The organism is Thiomonas sp. FB-Cd (genome assembly GCF_000733775.1).
Classification (GTDB): domain Bacteria; phylum Pseudomonadota; class Gammaproteobacteria; order Burkholderiales; family Burkholderiaceae_C; genus Thiomonas_A.
This window is the reverse complement of sequence record NZ_JPOE01000002.1, coordinates 2,302,392-2,318,946: the sequence shown is the minus strand read 5'-3', so window position 1 is coordinate 2,318,946 and position 16,555 is coordinate 2,302,392. Positions and strand designations below refer to the sequence as shown.

General features: G+C 59.3%; 11 protein-coding genes. 1 reads left to right on the top strand and 10 read right to left on the bottom strand.

The window, feature by feature from the left end:
- Positions 1 to 11 precede the first annotated feature (11 nt).
- From CD04_RS22635 to CD04_RS0111205, 9 genes are all read right to left on the bottom strand, one after another.
- On the bottom strand, positions 12 to 1,847 hold the full coding sequence (locus tag CD04_RS22635; protein ID WP_051849123.1) for a hypothetical protein: 1,836 nt from the start codon (positions 1,845 to 1,847) through the stop codon (positions 12 to 14).
- Positions 1,844 to 4,240 (bottom strand): AAA family ATPase, encoded by a 2,397-nt coding sequence (locus CD04_RS0111240; protein ID WP_081857903.1) that lies wholly within the window; start codon positions 4,238 to 4,240, stop codon positions 1,844 to 1,846. The genes CD04_RS22635 and CD04_RS0111240 overlap by 4 nt, the downstream gene beginning before the upstream one ends.
- A 16-nt stretch (positions 4,241 to 4,256) precedes the next feature.
- Positions 4,257 to 5,639 (bottom strand): hypothetical protein, encoded by a 1,383-nt coding sequence (locus tag CD04_RS0111235; protein ID WP_231480549.1) that lies wholly within the window; start codon positions 5,637 to 5,639, stop codon positions 4,257 to 4,259.
- A gap of 61 nt (positions 5,640 to 5,700) precedes the next feature.
- Complete coding sequence (locus CD04_RS22630) at positions 5,701 to 9,009, bottom strand: DEAD/DEAH box helicase (protein WP_031406807.1); 3,309 nt, start codon at positions 9,007 to 9,009, stop codon at positions 5,701 to 5,703.
- A gap of 6 nt (positions 9,010 to 9,015) precedes the next feature.
- Positions 9,016 to 10,443, bottom strand: coding sequence for a lipopolysaccharide kinase InaA family protein (locus tag CD04_RS0111225; RefSeq protein WP_051849122.1), 1,428 nt, complete (start codon positions 10,441 to 10,443; stop codon positions 9,016 to 9,018).
- Between the two features lie 8 nt (positions 10,444 to 10,451).
- Positions 10,452 to 11,162, bottom strand: a complete 711-nt coding sequence (locus tag CD04_RS0111220; RefSeq protein WP_031406804.1) for a protein phosphatase 2C domain-containing protein — start codon at positions 11,160 to 11,162, stop codon at positions 10,452 to 10,454.
- Complete coding sequence (locus tag CD04_RS0111215; protein WP_231480548.1) at positions 11,163 to 11,963, bottom strand: VWA domain-containing protein; 801 nt, start codon at positions 11,961 to 11,963, stop codon at positions 11,163 to 11,165. It abuts the gene before it with no gap.
- Between the two features lie 23 nt (positions 11,964 to 11,986).
- The gene (locus CD04_RS0111210; RefSeq protein ID WP_038168276.1) at positions 11,987 to 12,328 is read right to left on the bottom strand and encodes a DUF4258 domain-containing protein; all 342 of its coding nucleotides are present in this window, start codon (positions 12,326 to 12,328) and stop codon (positions 11,987 to 11,989) included.
- A gap of 131 nt (positions 12,329 to 12,459) precedes the next feature.
- Positions 12,460 to 14,013 (bottom strand): sigma-54-dependent Fis family transcriptional regulator, encoded by a 1,554-nt coding sequence (locus CD04_RS0111205; protein ID WP_038167743.1) that lies wholly within the window; start codon positions 14,011 to 14,013, stop codon positions 12,460 to 12,462.
- 366 nt (positions 14,014 to 14,379) lie between these two features.
- On the opposite strand from CD04_RS0111205, the gene CD04_RS0111200 reads away from it, so the two are divergent.
- Entirely contained in the window at positions 14,380 to 14,829 is a 450-nt protein-coding gene (locus CD04_RS0111200) for a hypothetical protein (protein ID WP_156030235.1), read from the top strand.
- Between the two features lie 379 nt (positions 14,830 to 15,208).
- Here the strand turns inward: CD04_RS0111200 and CD04_RS0111195 are convergent, their stop codons facing one another.
- Complete coding sequence (locus CD04_RS0111195) at positions 15,209 to 16,552, bottom strand: ISL3 family transposase (RefSeq protein ID WP_031406794.1); 1,344 nt, start codon at positions 16,550 to 16,552, stop codon at positions 15,209 to 15,211.
- Between the last annotated feature and the right edge of the window lie 3 nt (positions 16,553 to 16,555).

Below are 16,555 nucleotides of genomic sequence, written 5' to 3'. Positions count from 1 at the left end.
CATCCGGTGCGTCAAAACTGACTCCCGACCTTGAGGCTAATCGTCAATTCTCTGCACCCAACCTCGGCAAATGGACGCTCCAATTTTCCTGTCCTGTACTCACTCCGAGCATTGCCATTGGTTGTTGCCAGCATCCAAGTCGAGCCGCACTCTCCACAGTTGGCTTTGAAGCCATTGTCTGAGCCGTGAAATGAAGAAGGCGGGAGTTGGTGGCCGCAAACGCGGCACAAGCCAATAAGTCGTGCCAGCCCAAGTGAAGTGAGAATCGTTCTCTTGGTAGCTTCGTTGGCGGAGCTTCGCTGCACTATTGCCTCCACATCAGCCTCTACCTTGGGAGTTAGCAGTCCCACAAACCTGACGCCGTAGCCCGCCTTTTGCACCTTGGTCCCCGCAGCGGCAATGATGGCGCTTTGTAGCTCTCCCGGAATTGGCGAAACCGTGAAGGGATACCGCCTCAGCACCTGCTTGAGCAACCACTTCTCAATGGCCAGTCGCACCCTCTCTACGGCGTAGAACTGTAATGGATGCAGGATGCTGTTTTCGCCAAGCTCGTCATCCATAGACTCGCTATCGTGGCAAAAGAAAACGTAGTAGTTGTCGCGCTGCTGGATCCAAGACAACCGGCCCCGCCAGCCAGCTACCAGCGTCAATCGGTCAACAGAGTCACCCTGATCATCTAGGAGTTCCAGGCGGCAAGCACCTTTTTCCAATTGCAGCAGCACTTTCCAGGGACCGAAGCTCGCGGACCGACTTACGTTATTCCAGGCAAGCAGCGCGCTGACATCTAACGCTTTGCGAGCGAGCAGTTCGATAAATGCCGCGTATCTTGCACCTCGCACCTTGGCAACCTCGAACTTCTGCTGTGGTGTCTGCACTTCCTTGGCTGCGCCAGAGTTCGCCAGCAACCAGAGTGGACGCAGGTGCCGGTAGTGAGGATCGTGACGAAGGATGTTCGTATTCCGCAGGGCAATGGGAACATTCATTGTCCGAGGGACCTGCGGGTACAGCCCACGATACGTGAGCTGCTTGACCTTGCCGTACAGACTCGTCAGCACTTCATGTGTGTTCTTGGCTCGCGCACCTGCTTCCGGGTTGTCAGCAAAGGACTGACCCCACAGTGAGCAGATTTCCTGGCGAAGCCGGTGATCCAGATGCTGCGCATCCGAAAGCTGCTTTGCTTGCTCGTGCTTTTTCAGCAGTTGCAGTACCTCGTGGATCCGGGCGCGAAGAAGCGCCAGGACTCGGTCGATCAGCCGCGCGAAAACCACGTTCTCATAGATGGCGTACTCGTCCTCGCTGACCAAGCTCTTCAGGCGTGCAGGCACGATCCCCGTGATGCGGCGACGGCTCCAATCTCTTGAGTTGGATGCCAGCGTCGTCAGCGCGTCCTGCGACAGTCTTCTGGAACGGGAGACTGGCAGCACCTCCGCGTCGTAGCGCATGTCGAGCCTTGGTCTCTCCGAGATTGCCTGAAGGTGCCCAGCAGCGAGAAGTTCAGAAAGAAGTCTCTCGATGTCCAGCAGGTCCACGTGCTTCTCGAGTTGCGCAGGCATGATGGGCGACGGCAGCTCCCCTGCCAAGAGCCCATCTGTCACTGCGCCGACAGCTTCGTCGATCAACGGGTTCGGCGAATCTCCCGCGGACCCAGTTGCCGGAAGCAAAAATTTCCGGTCTGAGCTATCTCCGGACAAGATGCAGCGAACATTGCCATCGCCCCAGAGGATGTCCCCAATGTCGAGGGACGTGTGCCCATTGAGAACGCAAGGCGCCAGCACTTCGAATCGTCCGGACTCTACCGTCGCCGGCAGCTCAACCTCCTGACCTGCATGGCGATCCCAGACCTTCATCCGCCGCGCTCCAACCGTTGGATGTCTGCTTCGATCGCAGTGAGGCAGGACGTTGGTATATCCCCGAGCTTGGTATCTTTCCAGAACGCGTTCAGTGCTTCTTCCACAATGCGCAGATCGTCGGCGCGCTTGTCGTGCCGGCCGATGACCTTGCCATCGCGGAACATGCGGGTGGACAGCATATGGTCGAGGGCCAGAGCCTCAGTGCCCCCGCACTCCAGCACCACAGGCATGAAGCGAACCATCTGTTGCTCCAGCCGGTTACCCCAGCCCAGGCCGAAGCTATCGTTCAGGATTTTCGTGAGGCGGCTGGAATCGAGCGCAGAGAGTAGTTTTTTCACGTGCGTCGTATGCTTCCGTCCGGCCTCGTCGAACAGGTGCATCAGGCTGTCGTATGACCAGGTCACACGATTGGATGGTCGCGCGATCTTTTCAGCCGGAGGAACTTGCTTGGGCAGTTCAAGTACGAAGGCGCGGTCGTGGGTCTTGTCGGCGAAAGCGTTGGTAGTTTCGTCTTGGTTGGCCGTCCCGATAAACCACAGGTTAGGGGGCAAGCGGATCTGACGTCCATCCACCAACAGCGCAGGAGCACCATTCGCGGGGCGTGATTCCATGAGCGTCATGAGCCGCTTGGCTGGCGAGAGCTCCATCGCCGACAAGAACTCCGCAAAGTATTGCTCGGGCCGCGAAAGATTCATCTCGTCCAGAAGGACGACATGCAGCATGTCGGTCTGCGCTTCGGTCTGAGCACGGTACAGCGCCTGTAATGTGTCCTTCTCGTAGTACCGCTTTTCGAAAGCGTTGTAGTGCCCGATCAAATCTGCCCGGTCGCGCCACCCCGCTTGCACGGGTACAACGGTGCAAGTGGCGCCGATGGCTGCGCAGAACGCCGTTGCCAAGCTGGTTTTGCCGGTCCCGCTGATACCTTGGAAGATGTGTAGTCGGCTCATCGCCAATCCGCCCACGAACAGCTGCAGGATTTCCTTGGAGAAATGCAGCTGCTTCTTATCCTCCGCATACGCGATGCGGGCCTGTAGGTCGCCGACCAAGGTCGACAAGGCAGGCACAGGTTCCGTGGGTATCCGTAGCGCAAGCTCCTTGTCCATGCGCGTAAGCTCTGGGAAGGCTGTTGCCTCCTTTCCTTGGTCTATGAGGTCATCCACTTGCGCTCGAAGCTCTTGCACCGCGTTACCCAAGAGCGCCTTGTGCTTTTCCAGAACCACGCGCATCGTTTCGGCGTTCTCCCTTTCCATCACGCTGAGCTTCCACTGTTCCTGCTGCTGTCTAAGGCCAAATAACTCGCCCATCGCAACATCAAGGCTTCGCTGCAATGCATCTCGCTGTTCTCGAAGTTCCCTGGCGTCACCTTCAGACTGGCTAGAGCGCATCTCCTGCAGTTTTCGATCCAGCTCCCTGTTCTTCTCACGCAGCGACTCTACTTCTTGCAACAGTCTCTCGGGATCATCACCAGTCGCCTGCCGAAGCGCGTCAAGTTCATCGAGTTCAGACTGTTGTCTGCTCACCACCTTGCGCAGCCGATCGATCTCTCGCATATGTCGGGCGATCTCCGTCTCCTTTTCCTCAAGGAGATCTTTTGCATGCAGGCGGGCGTCTTCTTGGAGATTTCTCTGACGAACGCGAAGAACCTCTTCCTCAACTCGGATCTTGTCCTCTCGTCTTTTTAAGCTGACATCCTGAAGTGCAAGTTCAGCTTCCTTCTGCTCAAGTGAAGCAGCTTGTTGCCGCGCAGTTTCTAGGAGTTGGGCCGCCTCATGCCTAGCCTCCTCAAGGAGCTCCTTTCTGCGTTGGACAATCTCTATTGGAAGTTGGTCTCGCTGCCGTTCAAGTGTGCTGATCTGTTCCTGTAGAACCCTCAGCGAAGCCTCGCGCTCGAGAACGAGCCCTCCCCGAACTTCGGCTTCCCGAAGAGCAAGTTTCTGTTCGGTTCCGACGAGCTCGCTTCGAAGCCTGGAGACCTCATCGCGTTCAGCTGCCAGCTTCAATGCGTCGGCATTGAACTGTGAGCGCTCGGCGTCAAGCGACGTTTTTTCGGCTGCCAGTCCATCGCGGTCTGCCCGCACTGCGGCGCGCTCATCCGCCAAAGATTTCTCTTTTGCCTTGACTTCGTCAACGACCTCCCGTGCTCTGGCGCCCAAGCGCGCGAAGTCGTCGACAAACGTCAGAAACGGACTCCTATCGCCCTCCGGCAGCTTGGTGACAAATTCCTTGACGATGTCTTCCGACCACTCCGGAACCGACTCCCCGACCAGCGGCGCTACCTGCGAAACCGAAGCCATTAGCCTCACCAGAGCCGATGGTGCAGGTGACGCCGTGGCCACCGGTTGTGGAATTGCGGGACGTCCCGCTTGATTGCTCTTGCCTTTCTTACCCATTTTTCTTCAGGCCTCTTCAAAAATACTTGGAAAAATTCTCGAACCAGGCAATCGCGAATTCAGCTTCGGAAAGAGCTTCTCCCCGAAGCAGACGTCTGCCGCTCGCATGTGCGCCCTTGTTGCGCATACCAATCAAGTCCAGAAGCCGCTCCCATTGCACCTGCGTGTCATCAAGCTCGCGCAAAGGGTGATCCAGGTGTTCGTGCGTCGAGAGCAGGGCGGCGAACAACAATGCCTTGAAGGGGCGATCGCGGGATTTCGCGGCAAGGCGAATGTCCCGAAAGTTCTGGCCGGCCAACATACCCCTGCTGCGGTCAGGCAGCGGGGCCCGAAGGGGGACGGCATCGAGTAAGGCTTCAGCAGCACCTCGGTTCTGGCCATCGCGCGGCCAGACTCTTTCGCCGGCCGGCCATCGCTCCAGCATCCACTGGACTAGCGCTTCTAAAAGAGACCCACATTCCTGCACCAGGCTGGCTAACTCTTCTTGTGTGGCCCTTTCAAGCGTTTCCGTCCTGGCCTTCTGTCTTAACACCCTCCCCAAGTGATGCTTCAGCTCCGAAAAGCTTGGCTTCTCCAGTGCGGGCCATCGAGAGAGATGAAGTTCCACATCTCGCTCAATTTGTCTGCTCAGCGCATCAGCGGAAAGCACTGAAGCATCTGCCGTCGGGAGCAAGGCGGAAATGCGGTTCGCCAGCGCCGGCATCGTGTCCAGGCTCCCCTGCAACGGTTCTCGCAGCCATCTGGCGACCGGCGTGATGCGCCAAGGATCCGTCACCAGCCACGGGTGGAGGTCGCCCGGAACGTGGATGACCTCGCACCAAACGTAGGCCAGCGTGGGTTTGTTTCCGAGTATTTCAATGTCGTCGCTGCGGATCTCCGGCACGCCTTCCTCGTCGCCATTAGCCTTTCGCGCGTCACGTAGGCCGGCGCGCCAAGCTTTCAGGATGTCTGCCTTGGCCGGCGTGGCGATTTCATGGCGGCGCGGGAGCAAAAAGGGGCGAACCTCTCCGCCGCCCTCTCGGCTTTCGCGGAAAGTGGGGAACCTTTGGGCGCCCATCTCAAGCGGATAGACATCGGGTAAATCGCTGCTTACACGGGGCAGCCAGAGTCCGAACACACTATCTCGATAGGCGTACTGCAGCGAAGGGGCACCCTGGGTATCGATGCCACCGGACAGGAGATCCTCTCCGGCGGGTGTTGGTCGGAATTGCCCGTCGACCCAGCCGGCGGGCATCAGCTCGTGAGCGAGAATGAAGGCGACGAGGCTCTCCTCCAGCCCCAACAGCTTGGCGATCTGCTGTCGATCGCGCATTCCAGTTCGTAGCAGGCCGAGAATGGCTTCCTGGAAGACGTTGAGGCGCCGATTGGCATCAGGCGCCAGAATGGTCCAGACCTCCACTGGCCAAAGCAGCGACTGTTGCCTACCCCGAGGCGCCTTGTGATCCCAGCGAAGATAGCGTTCAGCCGACATGGTTGGCCTCCGCGTCGCAAAGTTCTAGGAACGCACACAGTTCGGGTACCGCTTCCCTTGCCGCGGCGTCCATGAACATGCTCTTATCGCCAACGGCGATGAGTAGGCGCCGTTGCCGGCTCATGGCCACATTTAGACGGTTGGCGCTTCGCAAGTGACCATATTTCCGGCTGGCAAGCTGCTCGAAGGCATCGTGACTGTCCTGATCCGCGCGACATTCGAGCTTTTTCGTGTTGCTTCTGACGACGGACAGGAAGACCACGTCAAACTGCTTGCCCTGGAATGCGTCGACCGTGCCTACTCGCAGACGCTCGCGACATTGCGGATTCGACGCATGTTCTTCCTTAACGCGCCAGCCATCTTGTCCCCTTTCGGCAAGCCCGAGCGCAGCCAGCTCCTCAAAAATGCGGTCTCGCTGTGCCGAGTAGAAGGTGATCACGCCGATGCTTTGATTGAGCGGGAGCTGCTCCAGCATGCGCTTGATTTCCTGTGCGGTCCGAGCCGCCTCGGCACCCCGAAGTCGACTGCCACCGTCGACCCTAGCATCCGCACCTTCATGAGCGGCCACGTCCACCCAAGCACACACTGCGCGACCGTAGATGGGAACAGTCTCTGGGAAGTCTGAGGCCTCCTTGCCCGATGAAACCTTGCCCAGCCCGGCTGATTCGTAAAAATGCTTGCTTACAAAATCACCGAGTGTCGGATGCATCCGAAATTGCTTGTCCAACATCACAACGCGCGGGATGCCGTCTATCTCTTGGCGCTTGGTGAGCTGCCGCCAGAGCCGTTCGAAGAGGCTGTGTCGGTAGGTGTCTGCGTGCACCTGGTCGCCTCGTTCGGCGCGGATGTCTTCTTCGATCTCTGGGTCCAAGAGGTGCGGCAATTGACGGTGATCACCGACGAGAACAATCCGTCGGCGGGCCATGGCCATTGGAATGAAAAGGTCGAGGGGATTAGCCCGTGCCGCCTCATCGATGATCACGCTCTGGAACTGAATCGCCTGCGCGGCATCCGGTGAGAGGTTCTTCAGCTGTGTCATCATGCGACTGGCTGACTGCTGGCAAGTGGCGCCCACGATGCTGCTGTAGTTCTCCACCGCTCGTCGCACCCACGCTGGTTGCGAGACGAGGGCGTCCGCGAAGCGCTGTACTACTCCGTAGGCGCCGGCGCGCGATTTAGCCACCTTTGCAGCCAGTTCATGCTGTAGTTCGCCCAGCAAGTTGATCGCCTCTTCATCCAGCGTTTTGCGGACTTTTGCCGGCCGGCGATCCACCCGCAGGCTGTGCAATAGTTCGTCACGTACACCGCGCAGCTCATCTAGTTCCGCCATCGACGGAGTCGTGAGCTCAGCGAGCTTCGTGAGAATTTCTGTTTGGTAAGGCGTACACCACGCGGAGCCATGTGCAAGACGAAGGACCAGCAATGCGCGTCGCGGTCCGTCGTCCTCGAATGAGGTAGGCAACACACGCAGGGATCGAACCGCTCGGGTCAGCTGCCTTCGAGTGACGGCCGACAGGTGGCCGCTCGACGAATGAATGCCTGGCTTCGTCTCGCGGTAGGCATCCCACCTGCTGCGCCAGTCGAGCGATGTACGGATCCGCGCCGTAGCTGCAAGCTGGTCAAGTATCTGCTCCAGCTGATCGAACTTTGCACTCCGGATATCCGCAGCAGCGCCTGCAACCAGCAATTCATTGAGCATGCCATCGAGTTGCTGCAGGAGTTTCGCGGCGGGATCCTGCTCCTCCAGTATCTCCAGTTCCGACGCTACCTTCGCATGCTGTGCCAAGCGCCAGCTTTCGACTGGGTCAGTACCGCTTTGAGATCTGGAACCGACCTTGACTGCAGGCAGCCCGTATACCTCGGTTCTGTCCAGCGCCGTTTCGACTGCGTCGTGCTGGAAGCTCGAAATCAGCACTTGCTGCGCAATTGAACGTCCCTCGTTGAGGTCGGCCAGTTGGCGTTCGAGAGCCGCAATCACCTCCGTTTTGCCTGTTCCCGGCGGACCGATGATCAGCGCCACATCGGGCGTTTCAATCGCGACCTTCACCGCCCGCTCTTGCATCTCGGTGGGTTTTCCTTCCCTGAAGCTTTGTCGCGCATGGGATGTAAGGCCTCCGTGGGTTGATCTGCGTTGCCAAGGCAGCGGCATGTCCTGAAGCAGTCGGTTCAGAGTTGGTACGCCCACACCCGCTTCAATGGAGCGGCGCGCACGATCTCGTCGCTCCTGCTGCGTCCGATTTCCGGTGAGTGAGAGGTAGACGAATCCCGATTCCGGCGGTACCAGTCGGTCGTCGGTTTTGATGAGTAGCCTATCGGCAGTGAACTTGGGGAGTCCGCGCACGCGTTTTCGCTTGTCCACCGCACTGAGATCGGTGTAGCGCTCAGAAGTCCAGTCCGGCGCGCTTTCATCCAGCTCGACTTGGTCGTCGTCCGTCCCATGGTCGCGCCAGGCATTCTTGAGCGCTGCCAGTTGCCTGTCTTCAATTTCGAGTATCCAGCCCCCTCCCTCTTCGCTGATTGGCCGCCATGAGGCGTAGCGAACTGCGCCAATCGCGGCTGCTCGCGCTACATCGCGCTGCCACTCCTTCTCGCTGTAGAGGCGCCAAAGATCCAGGTATGCACCGTAGCTGGTGACTGCGCTGTCCAGCAGCGTGCGGTCAATGTGCGGCACCTCTAAGCCAGGATCCGAGACGTTGACAAAACGGATCTTGCCCGACAAGACGGCAATAGGAGCCAAGGAATTTCTCGGCCGGTCGGCCACGCGATCCACCACGATGGGGCCCTCGGCTGTCCGCGTAAGGTCGGCCAAGTAGCGGCGGCCGTGCAACTGCAGCCTGCGCTCATCGCCACGGGGGTGCACTACGGCGAAAACACGGTGAGGGTCGCCCACCTGTACGAATTCCTCGTTTAACCATTCGATTGCTTCGGTAATAGCGGGGCTGTCGATGCGCCCCTTTCTGTACAGCTCGTCTGCGATGCGCTGGTCCACGGAGAAGTCCAGTCTTTCGAGCGAGGTTGCGCTGACGGGCACCATGCACTTGAGCCCGATTTGGTTGGCTTTCACACGTACCAACAGCCAGAGCACGTCAGTATTCGAGGCTAACTGTTCCAACTGGCCAGACTGCGGCCCTGGTGCGAGCTGTGCAATACGCGAACCCTGTCGGACGAGAATGACATCGTGTTCAGCCCTTACGATGACTTCTTCGTTGACGGCCCAGGGTTGCGGATCGAACGCTGGTTCATTAGGACGCGCAATCAGCACTTCCGGCTGCAGCAGTGGAGATTCATGCAACTGCATCGGGCTTCACCAAGTCAGGCGCCATACGCCATGCGGCGCGTCGATCCGCCCCATGTGCAGTGCGATTCGGACACCACGTGCAGGCAGGCGGGTGCGACCGTGCAATGGTTCGAGTTTCTTCACCCCCGACGTCTGCAGCGTCACGTTCTCGCCACTAGCGACCTGAATCGTCAGCGCACCACTCTGGATCCAGACGGAAGCGAGCGCCCGGCTGTCCGGAAAGCTGGCTGTACCTGGGGGCGATAGGCGCAACGGCACGGGTGTACCGCCAACGACCTGCGCCTGCCCTGTAGCGGTCCACTGGTCCTGCGGCTTCGCATCCTCGCCCAGGAACGACTTGGGCGCGAACACCAGGTGGTCCATGAGCACGGACGAATTGGCCCCTCGACCCACCTGCCCACAGAACGGACACTCCCTGGATTCCGACCAAAGAAAGGTGCTGCCGCAGCCACCATCGCCTTCCTCGCATTGGACCTGCAAAGCGGCTGCAGCCTCCAGCGCCTGAGCCCATTCAGCCATGACGGGCCGGCGTTCGGGTGCGCGCAGGCCGTCCTGAAAGCAGCGACGGAAAAGTGCTGCAAGTTGTGGCGTGCAGACGATCTCTCTCGGCAAACCGGCGGAGGCGCGATTGCGCTCGTCACCGTCGTGGTCAATCCACGGAATATCGCCGCGGAAGGCCGCCGCCTCCAGTTCGCTATCTGTATCGACCAAGGCGCCGCTCTTAAAGGGGTGCAGAAGCGTGAGCGTCTGGAACGCCATGACGGCGAAGCTCCAGATGTCCGTATAGGTACTGATGCCCAACTCGCCTCGAAATATCTCGGGCGCGCCGTAGTCGGGCGTGTAGATCTGCAAGTCGCTGTTCCTCACCGCATACGTTAGGTTGTCGCAGTCAATCAACCACACTTGGTCATGCTCAACCGAACGAGACACGAATACGTTCTTTGGTGAAAGGTCTCCGTGCGCAATACCGAGCCCGTGTAGCCGGGCTAAAACACGACCGAGCCGTGCGAGCAGACGAAGCCGGCGGGCGAGGCCGCCGGTGGCGAGAAAACCTGCCAGGCTGTCTTCGGCAAGTAAGCGCTCGTGCGCTTGCCGCAGTACGTCCTCCAGCGGGACGAGTCCATCCATTAGTTCCATGACGTACCCCGGCCTTGGTTTTGATATCAAGGCCACTGGCATCGCGATCGGCAGGTCGTTCTCCTCGATCGGCATCCGCTGGACAGCCGCAATCTGCCGGCTCCATGCATCTGTCCGAGGATCGTCGGCAGGATGTCTGCTGACCTTGACAAGAAAGCGGGGATCTTGCGTGGGGCAAACGATCCCTTGGCCACCCTCGGCAATGCGCTTGCCCAATTCGTACAGGCCTCCCTTGTCGTCGACGACACGAGGTTTGCGCTGAGGTGTAGTGCTCGCGGACCCGGAGGTTTTTCCCATGTTTTTCCTCAATCCAAATAAATGGCAGCCAGAGTCTTGTCGTCCGTGTGCCTAGGTGTCGCCCATTGAGTAAGCTCCCGGTACAGCCACTTGCGTCCGGCCCGCCGGGATCGCTTACGCAGTTCTCGCCGCACTACCGCCGCGAAACCTTCGACCATTTCGCTAGGCACATCGTCGGAAATTCCATCGGTCATAAGGAGGATTGCGTCGCCACGACAACTGAGAACGATGTCCTGCGCCGTCCATGCAGACCAGGAAGTGTCCGTTCCCAGTGCGCGCGTCTCGTTGCCGAATCCGCCTCGCGCTGGGGTCAGAACAGCAGCGCGACCGTTCACCAGGCTGACCACCAAGCCATCCCCCATCTGCCATATGCGCGCGTAACCGTGCGCGTCACAAACGGCGATCAGCAGAGTCGTGGCGGCAATCGACTTGTCTCTCCAAGGGAGCGCCTGGAGCCACCGACGGTAGATGTCCGTGGCGACCTGACGTGCCGGCAGGTCACGCCATTCGCCGGAGCGCTGCCAGTTCCTTGCCACGGCCTGCGCAGCTTCGACGGCTGCGCGTGCACCACGGGCGCTTTGGGCTCGAGACCCTAACCCATCGGCGACGGCTGCGATCCATCCGCCTCGCCAGCCCCTTAAGGACAAGGCGTCTTGACAGCGCTCTCCCAGCCGCAAGTGGCCGGGCCCAGTGACACAGGCACCTGCCGCACGCAACATTCAGATGGCGTCCAAGTCGAGGTCATCCGCAGGAATCTCGCTCACGTCGATCGCAAGCGGTTGGTCCGGGCTAGGGCTGGAGGAACGTGCCACGACGCTCATCGTGACCGCCCGGAAGAAGCGCCGGATGTCTTCTGCTTCGTGTGCTTCAAACACTGGCGCTTCGACGTCGTTGGTGAATTGCGCCAGCAGTTCCCGGTCCGCGTCTGCGCCGATTGCCATCGCAAATCGCGAAACCTTCTGAGCACGTTCGCTGCCCTTTAGAGCGGCCAGCGGGTTCTCCCAGTCGTCGGTAGGGGCGCCGTCCGAAACGAGAACCAGCACCGGGCGGTATGCACGTGCGGGCACGCGATCCTTGTCTTCCAGCAACTGCTTCGCGAGTGCGAAGGCCGCGCCCATGGGCGTGGCCCCCGCCGCGGTGAATGCCTCGACTTCGCTAACCGCGTGGGCGCTGATCAGCGGAAGGTGGAGGTCAGCTTTACGGCCGCCGAATGTGATTAGTCCGACCTGAATATCGGCGCGCAGGCGCGACTCTTTGGCAAAGCTCTCGACCATCTGCTTGACCGCTACGTTGAGTGCCTCGATTTTCCCGTTCTCGGCCATGCTGCCACTCACGTCCGCAAGAATGATCACGGGGAGCGGGCGCGCCTGAGGGGCCGCGAATGCCTTGAGTTTGGTGATGGCGCTGCCCTTTTCGGGGCTGTTCTTTGGTGTATTCATCTTCTTGTCTACCTCGTTCCTGATGATCGTTGCGTTGAAGAATCGGCTTTCGTTATCTTCATTCATGCTTGCCCAGCCCATGTTCTTGCCTCCTTCTACGTGATTCAATGCGGACGCTTGGTACGTGCACGGCGGTTTGAGCGTGGTGTCGCCCGGATTGCGTGGAGATCGCGGCTGCGATACGTGGTGACGACCGAACCCTCACGGGACACCAGTACCTGAACGCCCACCAGCTGAGCGAGGTTGATACCCTTGTCCATGTACTGCCGGACCTCCTTGTCCCCGATGACAAAGAAGGTTAGACCTTTGGCGTGGATCCTGCGTCCGTAGGCAAGTGCTGCGTCGACGTCCTCCCGCCGGATACCTCGCTGCTGCATCCGAACGCTTGCATGCTTGGTCAGGTCTGGGATCGATGTATTCAATTCCAAGTTTTCGCCGTGAAACATGATGGCCTCCAATCTGTGTGCCATCTGTATTGCGAAAGTCGTTCCACCTTCTGGTGAGACGTATGCCTTTATAAATCAAAGACTTACGAATGCAATCGCGGAGTAAGGTATAAAAATAGTTATATTTCATGTTATTTTTTTATGTTCTTGACGTCTGTGGCCTGACTGTCGGATGTCAGATGCACCTTGCGCATGCGGTTGTCGAGCGTCTGGTAATTGGCGAACCCAAGCAGCGAAGCTGCGACGGATTTCCGTCCACCTGCCTGCTTCAGGGCTCGAGCGAGGTAAGTTCTGGTCACTTCGTCGAGTACGTTCTGTAGATTGAAGCCTGGCACCAATGGCTGATCGAGTAGCGTCATGTCGCGTCTGAATGGCTGCAGAACAGCTGCACTCACATCGGAAGCCTGGATCTGCTGTGTCGTTGACCAGATTGAGGCCCTAACCAGGGTGTGATAAAGCTCCCGAACGTTTCCAGGCCAGGTGTGCGAAAGCAGTAGGGTCCGAGCCTGCGGAGAGATCGTTTTCTCCTGGGCCTCGGGTCGACCTTGGGCGTCTTGGTTGATGCGCTTCAAAAATGCGTCGATCAACAGCGCCACATCTTCCCCGCGCTCTCGGAGAGGCGGCAAACGCAAGATGCCGCCGGCCAAGCGGTGGAAAAGATCTTCCCGAAAACGTCCGCTGGCCACATCGGCAGGGAGGTCTCGATGTGTTGCTGCAATGACCCGCGTATTCACTTTGACGGGTGTAGACGCTCCGACGGGGGTAACCTCTCCTGACTGCAGGACTCGGAGAAGCCGCACCTGGGTATCGGGTGGAAGGTCTCCTACTTCGTCGAGAAAAAGCGTTCCTCCATCGGCCTCGCGGAAGTGTCCAGTACGGTTTGACGTCGCACCAGTAAATGCCCCCTTCTTGTGGCCAAACAGTTCTGAGTTCGCGAGCTCTGGCGCGATGGCGCCGCAATTTACAGCGAGAAACGGCTTGTCCGACCTCGTGCTCGTTGCGTGGATAGCTTCAGCGAACAGCTCCTTTCCGGTTCCGGTCTCGCCCAAGATCAGCACGGGAACCTCGTGCACCGCTATTCGTTGCGCCAGAGCTATCTGACGTCGCATGACATCACTCGCATGGAGGATCTTTGCGAAGCCCGGAGAGGTGTTGGTTAGCCCAGTCGCGAGCCGCTCTATTCGATCGCCGCTACGCTGGAGAAACTCTGGCAGAAAGTCGTTCGCCAGATCGAAGAAGAAATCCACCGACTCAAGTCCCCGCTCGCGAGAGGTCTGAATCAGCCTGGCGGGAAAGCGTGTTTTTGCTAGGATGATCCAGATCGCCGCCATCGCGGGTGTGCCCGGACTCAAGTGGAATGTCAGGTCGACGTCGTCTCTAGGGAGTCGGGCCTCTTTAAGGTTCTTCGAAACCTCGGCATAAATGGCGGCGTAGTCAATTGGGCTCGGCAGATCAACCTGAAAGAGGTCGACGCTGCTATCGCTATACCCGGTGCGTTTCTGCAGCCAATGGCAATAGTTTCTGCTCCGCTCGAAGGAATAGTTGGTGAGCAGATAAATGCGGTCGTACCGCTTGGGGCCCGCTAGTGCCGTTGCTATCGGCCCGACGTCTTGCTCGGCGCCGTTTTCAGCCGCCTCATGGTCGGTTCGACCGACCCAAGATATCAACCAGCGTTCCCGTGTCATGACCAATCATAAGGAATTTTGGTAAAGAGTAATAATATTTATGTGCGTTTTCGGGTCTTTGGCGACGCGCTCAACAAGACAGGTACAACGGCATTGATGAATGCCCGTTGCAGCGAACTCGACAGCCTGATAACGACTACATTGGCGCATTCGTCGCGAGGGCAAGCCGACCGCGCCATCGCGGCTGGAATGAAGTGGGGTGCAGCACCTCAAAGCGAGCTACCCACGGATGAGTGCCCTTGCATTCGAATCTCTGCCCCCCCCCCTGTGGAAAGGCGCCAGGTGCACGGGATAATGCGGGTGCTATAGCCGAAGACTTGTGATTTGAGTTCCCCAACTCTCGAGTGAACAGATGGATGGCGAGCTGTGACGTACTATCAGATGCGCTGGCCGGACAACCCTCATGCGGAGGTTGCGCCTGGGTGGACGAAAGTGCTCACCCCACTTGGGGCAGATATTCATGTTCTGATCAATTCGCCAGCCTGGGACGTATGCACTGACTGGCAGTTGTTGCACTCAGGTAGAGGACTTTTGTCACCCACGGATCCTCGGGTCTGGTTCAGCGATGCGGAACTGGCCGAAATGCCGCAAGGTCTGGTGGCCGAATTGTTCGCCCACGCTTCGCGCGTAGAGGCTTTTACCCGCCTGATCGTTGCCAATGCGGAGGCGCGAGCCCACATGCTGCAACTGCCAGATTACGTTTACGGCGCCGAGCCGGAGGAGTGGGCGCGCATCGGTACGTACGTTGGTATCGCCCGTTGCCTCGACACCCGAGCGATGGCGCAGGCGGCAGGAGATGCGACCGGAGCCTCATAAATGGCACGATGGCTGATCATGACCATGCGCAACGACGCGGCGTATCCAAGGCTCGCCACCTGCTGTTCGACACTCGATGGAAAAAACCACTGGAGTTTGACCCAAGAGTGTGCCCCGACAGGGTAGAGTCACGTTCTAAACGTGTACGCCCTCAGAGGGAGAGCCCCGACAGGCTCTATTCCTGTAGATCAAGCTTTGATCGAAAGGAATAAAGTCCGTCGGAGCAAAATAGAGTCCGTCGAGGATTGGCGGTTTTGCGGGGGCTGACAGGAGCGTTGTGGTCGCGCTAGCGTCGGCACATCAGCCTAGGCGTTCTGAGCAATTAGCGTCATAAACACCAGATTTAAACGGGTATCCGGATTTGGCTGTGTAGGAGGGCTCAGAGCTTGCCTTCTTCGATCAGCCGGGTCAGCGTTGAAATGTCGGCGCCGTAGTTCTTCGCGGCTTCGACCATCTCGTGTTGATCCTGCCCGAACGATGTCCGACCAACCATCTCGAATGCGGCGTAGCCGAAGCTCGGCTCGGCCTCGCGGCGCCGGAACTTCGGCTGGGTCTTGCGCTGGACGCCTTCGGTGAAGAGGATCTTCGCCCGTAGGGCCTCGAAGCTGTAGCCGCGGCCCAGGCGGTTCATGACCCGGATGAGGCTGTTCAGGCTCTCGGTATAGGCGTTGGTGACCGGGTGCTCGAAGTAAGCGAGGATCTGCGGCTGCCAGTTGGTGAACGCCCGGATCAGGTCGGCGAAGGCATCGCGGACTTCTGGGCTCACCGAGCGATGCCAGGCCGAGTAGCGAGCCAACGCCTGGTCGAGCGTCCCCATGCCCTCATAGACCCCGTAGAACGCCTCCTTGAGCCTGTACGCCTCGCCCAGCTCGGAATAGTTCGCCGCCCATCCCGAGAGCAGCAGCCGTTCCTTGTCGTTCAGGTCACGCTCGCGCTTGAGCAGCACGAAGCGATCGTGCATCAACCCACGGCGCTGCTTCGGGGTCAGCGATTCGCGCAGTGACTTCCTAACCTTCTCCACGGCGTCGTTGGCCATGCGCACAACGTGGAACTTGTCGATGACGATGCGAGCGTCGGGCATGACCGACTGCACCGCCTCGCGGTAGGGCGTCCACATGTCCATGGCCACGGTCTGCACCTGGTGCCGGCCGTCGAGGTGCGAGAGGTAGTGGACCACCGTGTCCTTGTTCCGGTTCGGGAGCAGGTTGACGACGGTGTTGCTGCGGATGTTCGAGATCACGCAGCGCGGCCGGATGAGATGGATCTCGTCGATGCCCATCCAGGCTGGCGTCTCGAACCGGACTGTCTCCTCCATCTCGTTCACGTAGTCGCGGAAGATGTTCCGAACCGTCTTCTCGTCGAGGCCGATGTCCTCGGCGATGCTGGTGAAGGTGCGGCGCAGGCTCTGCTGGCCGATCCAGGCCACCAGACGGTCGGTCATCTCCCGCTTGGCGTTGACAGCCGGCAGCGGCTCCATGAACGTCTTTCCGCACGCCTGGCAGCGCCAACGCTGGGTATCCACGTAAATACCGACACGCTTGCCGTGGATCGACAGGTCGCGGACGACCTGCTCATTGCGCCCGTAGCGCTGGAGTCGAGCGTGGCCGCAGGCCGGGCAGCGCGTGGGTGACTGCGCAAGCTCGGTGCGGATGTGGTAATCGTGTTCGGTTTCCTCGACCCGCAGAATCTTGTAGGCGGGAAGATTCAGAATGTTGACGGGCATCGC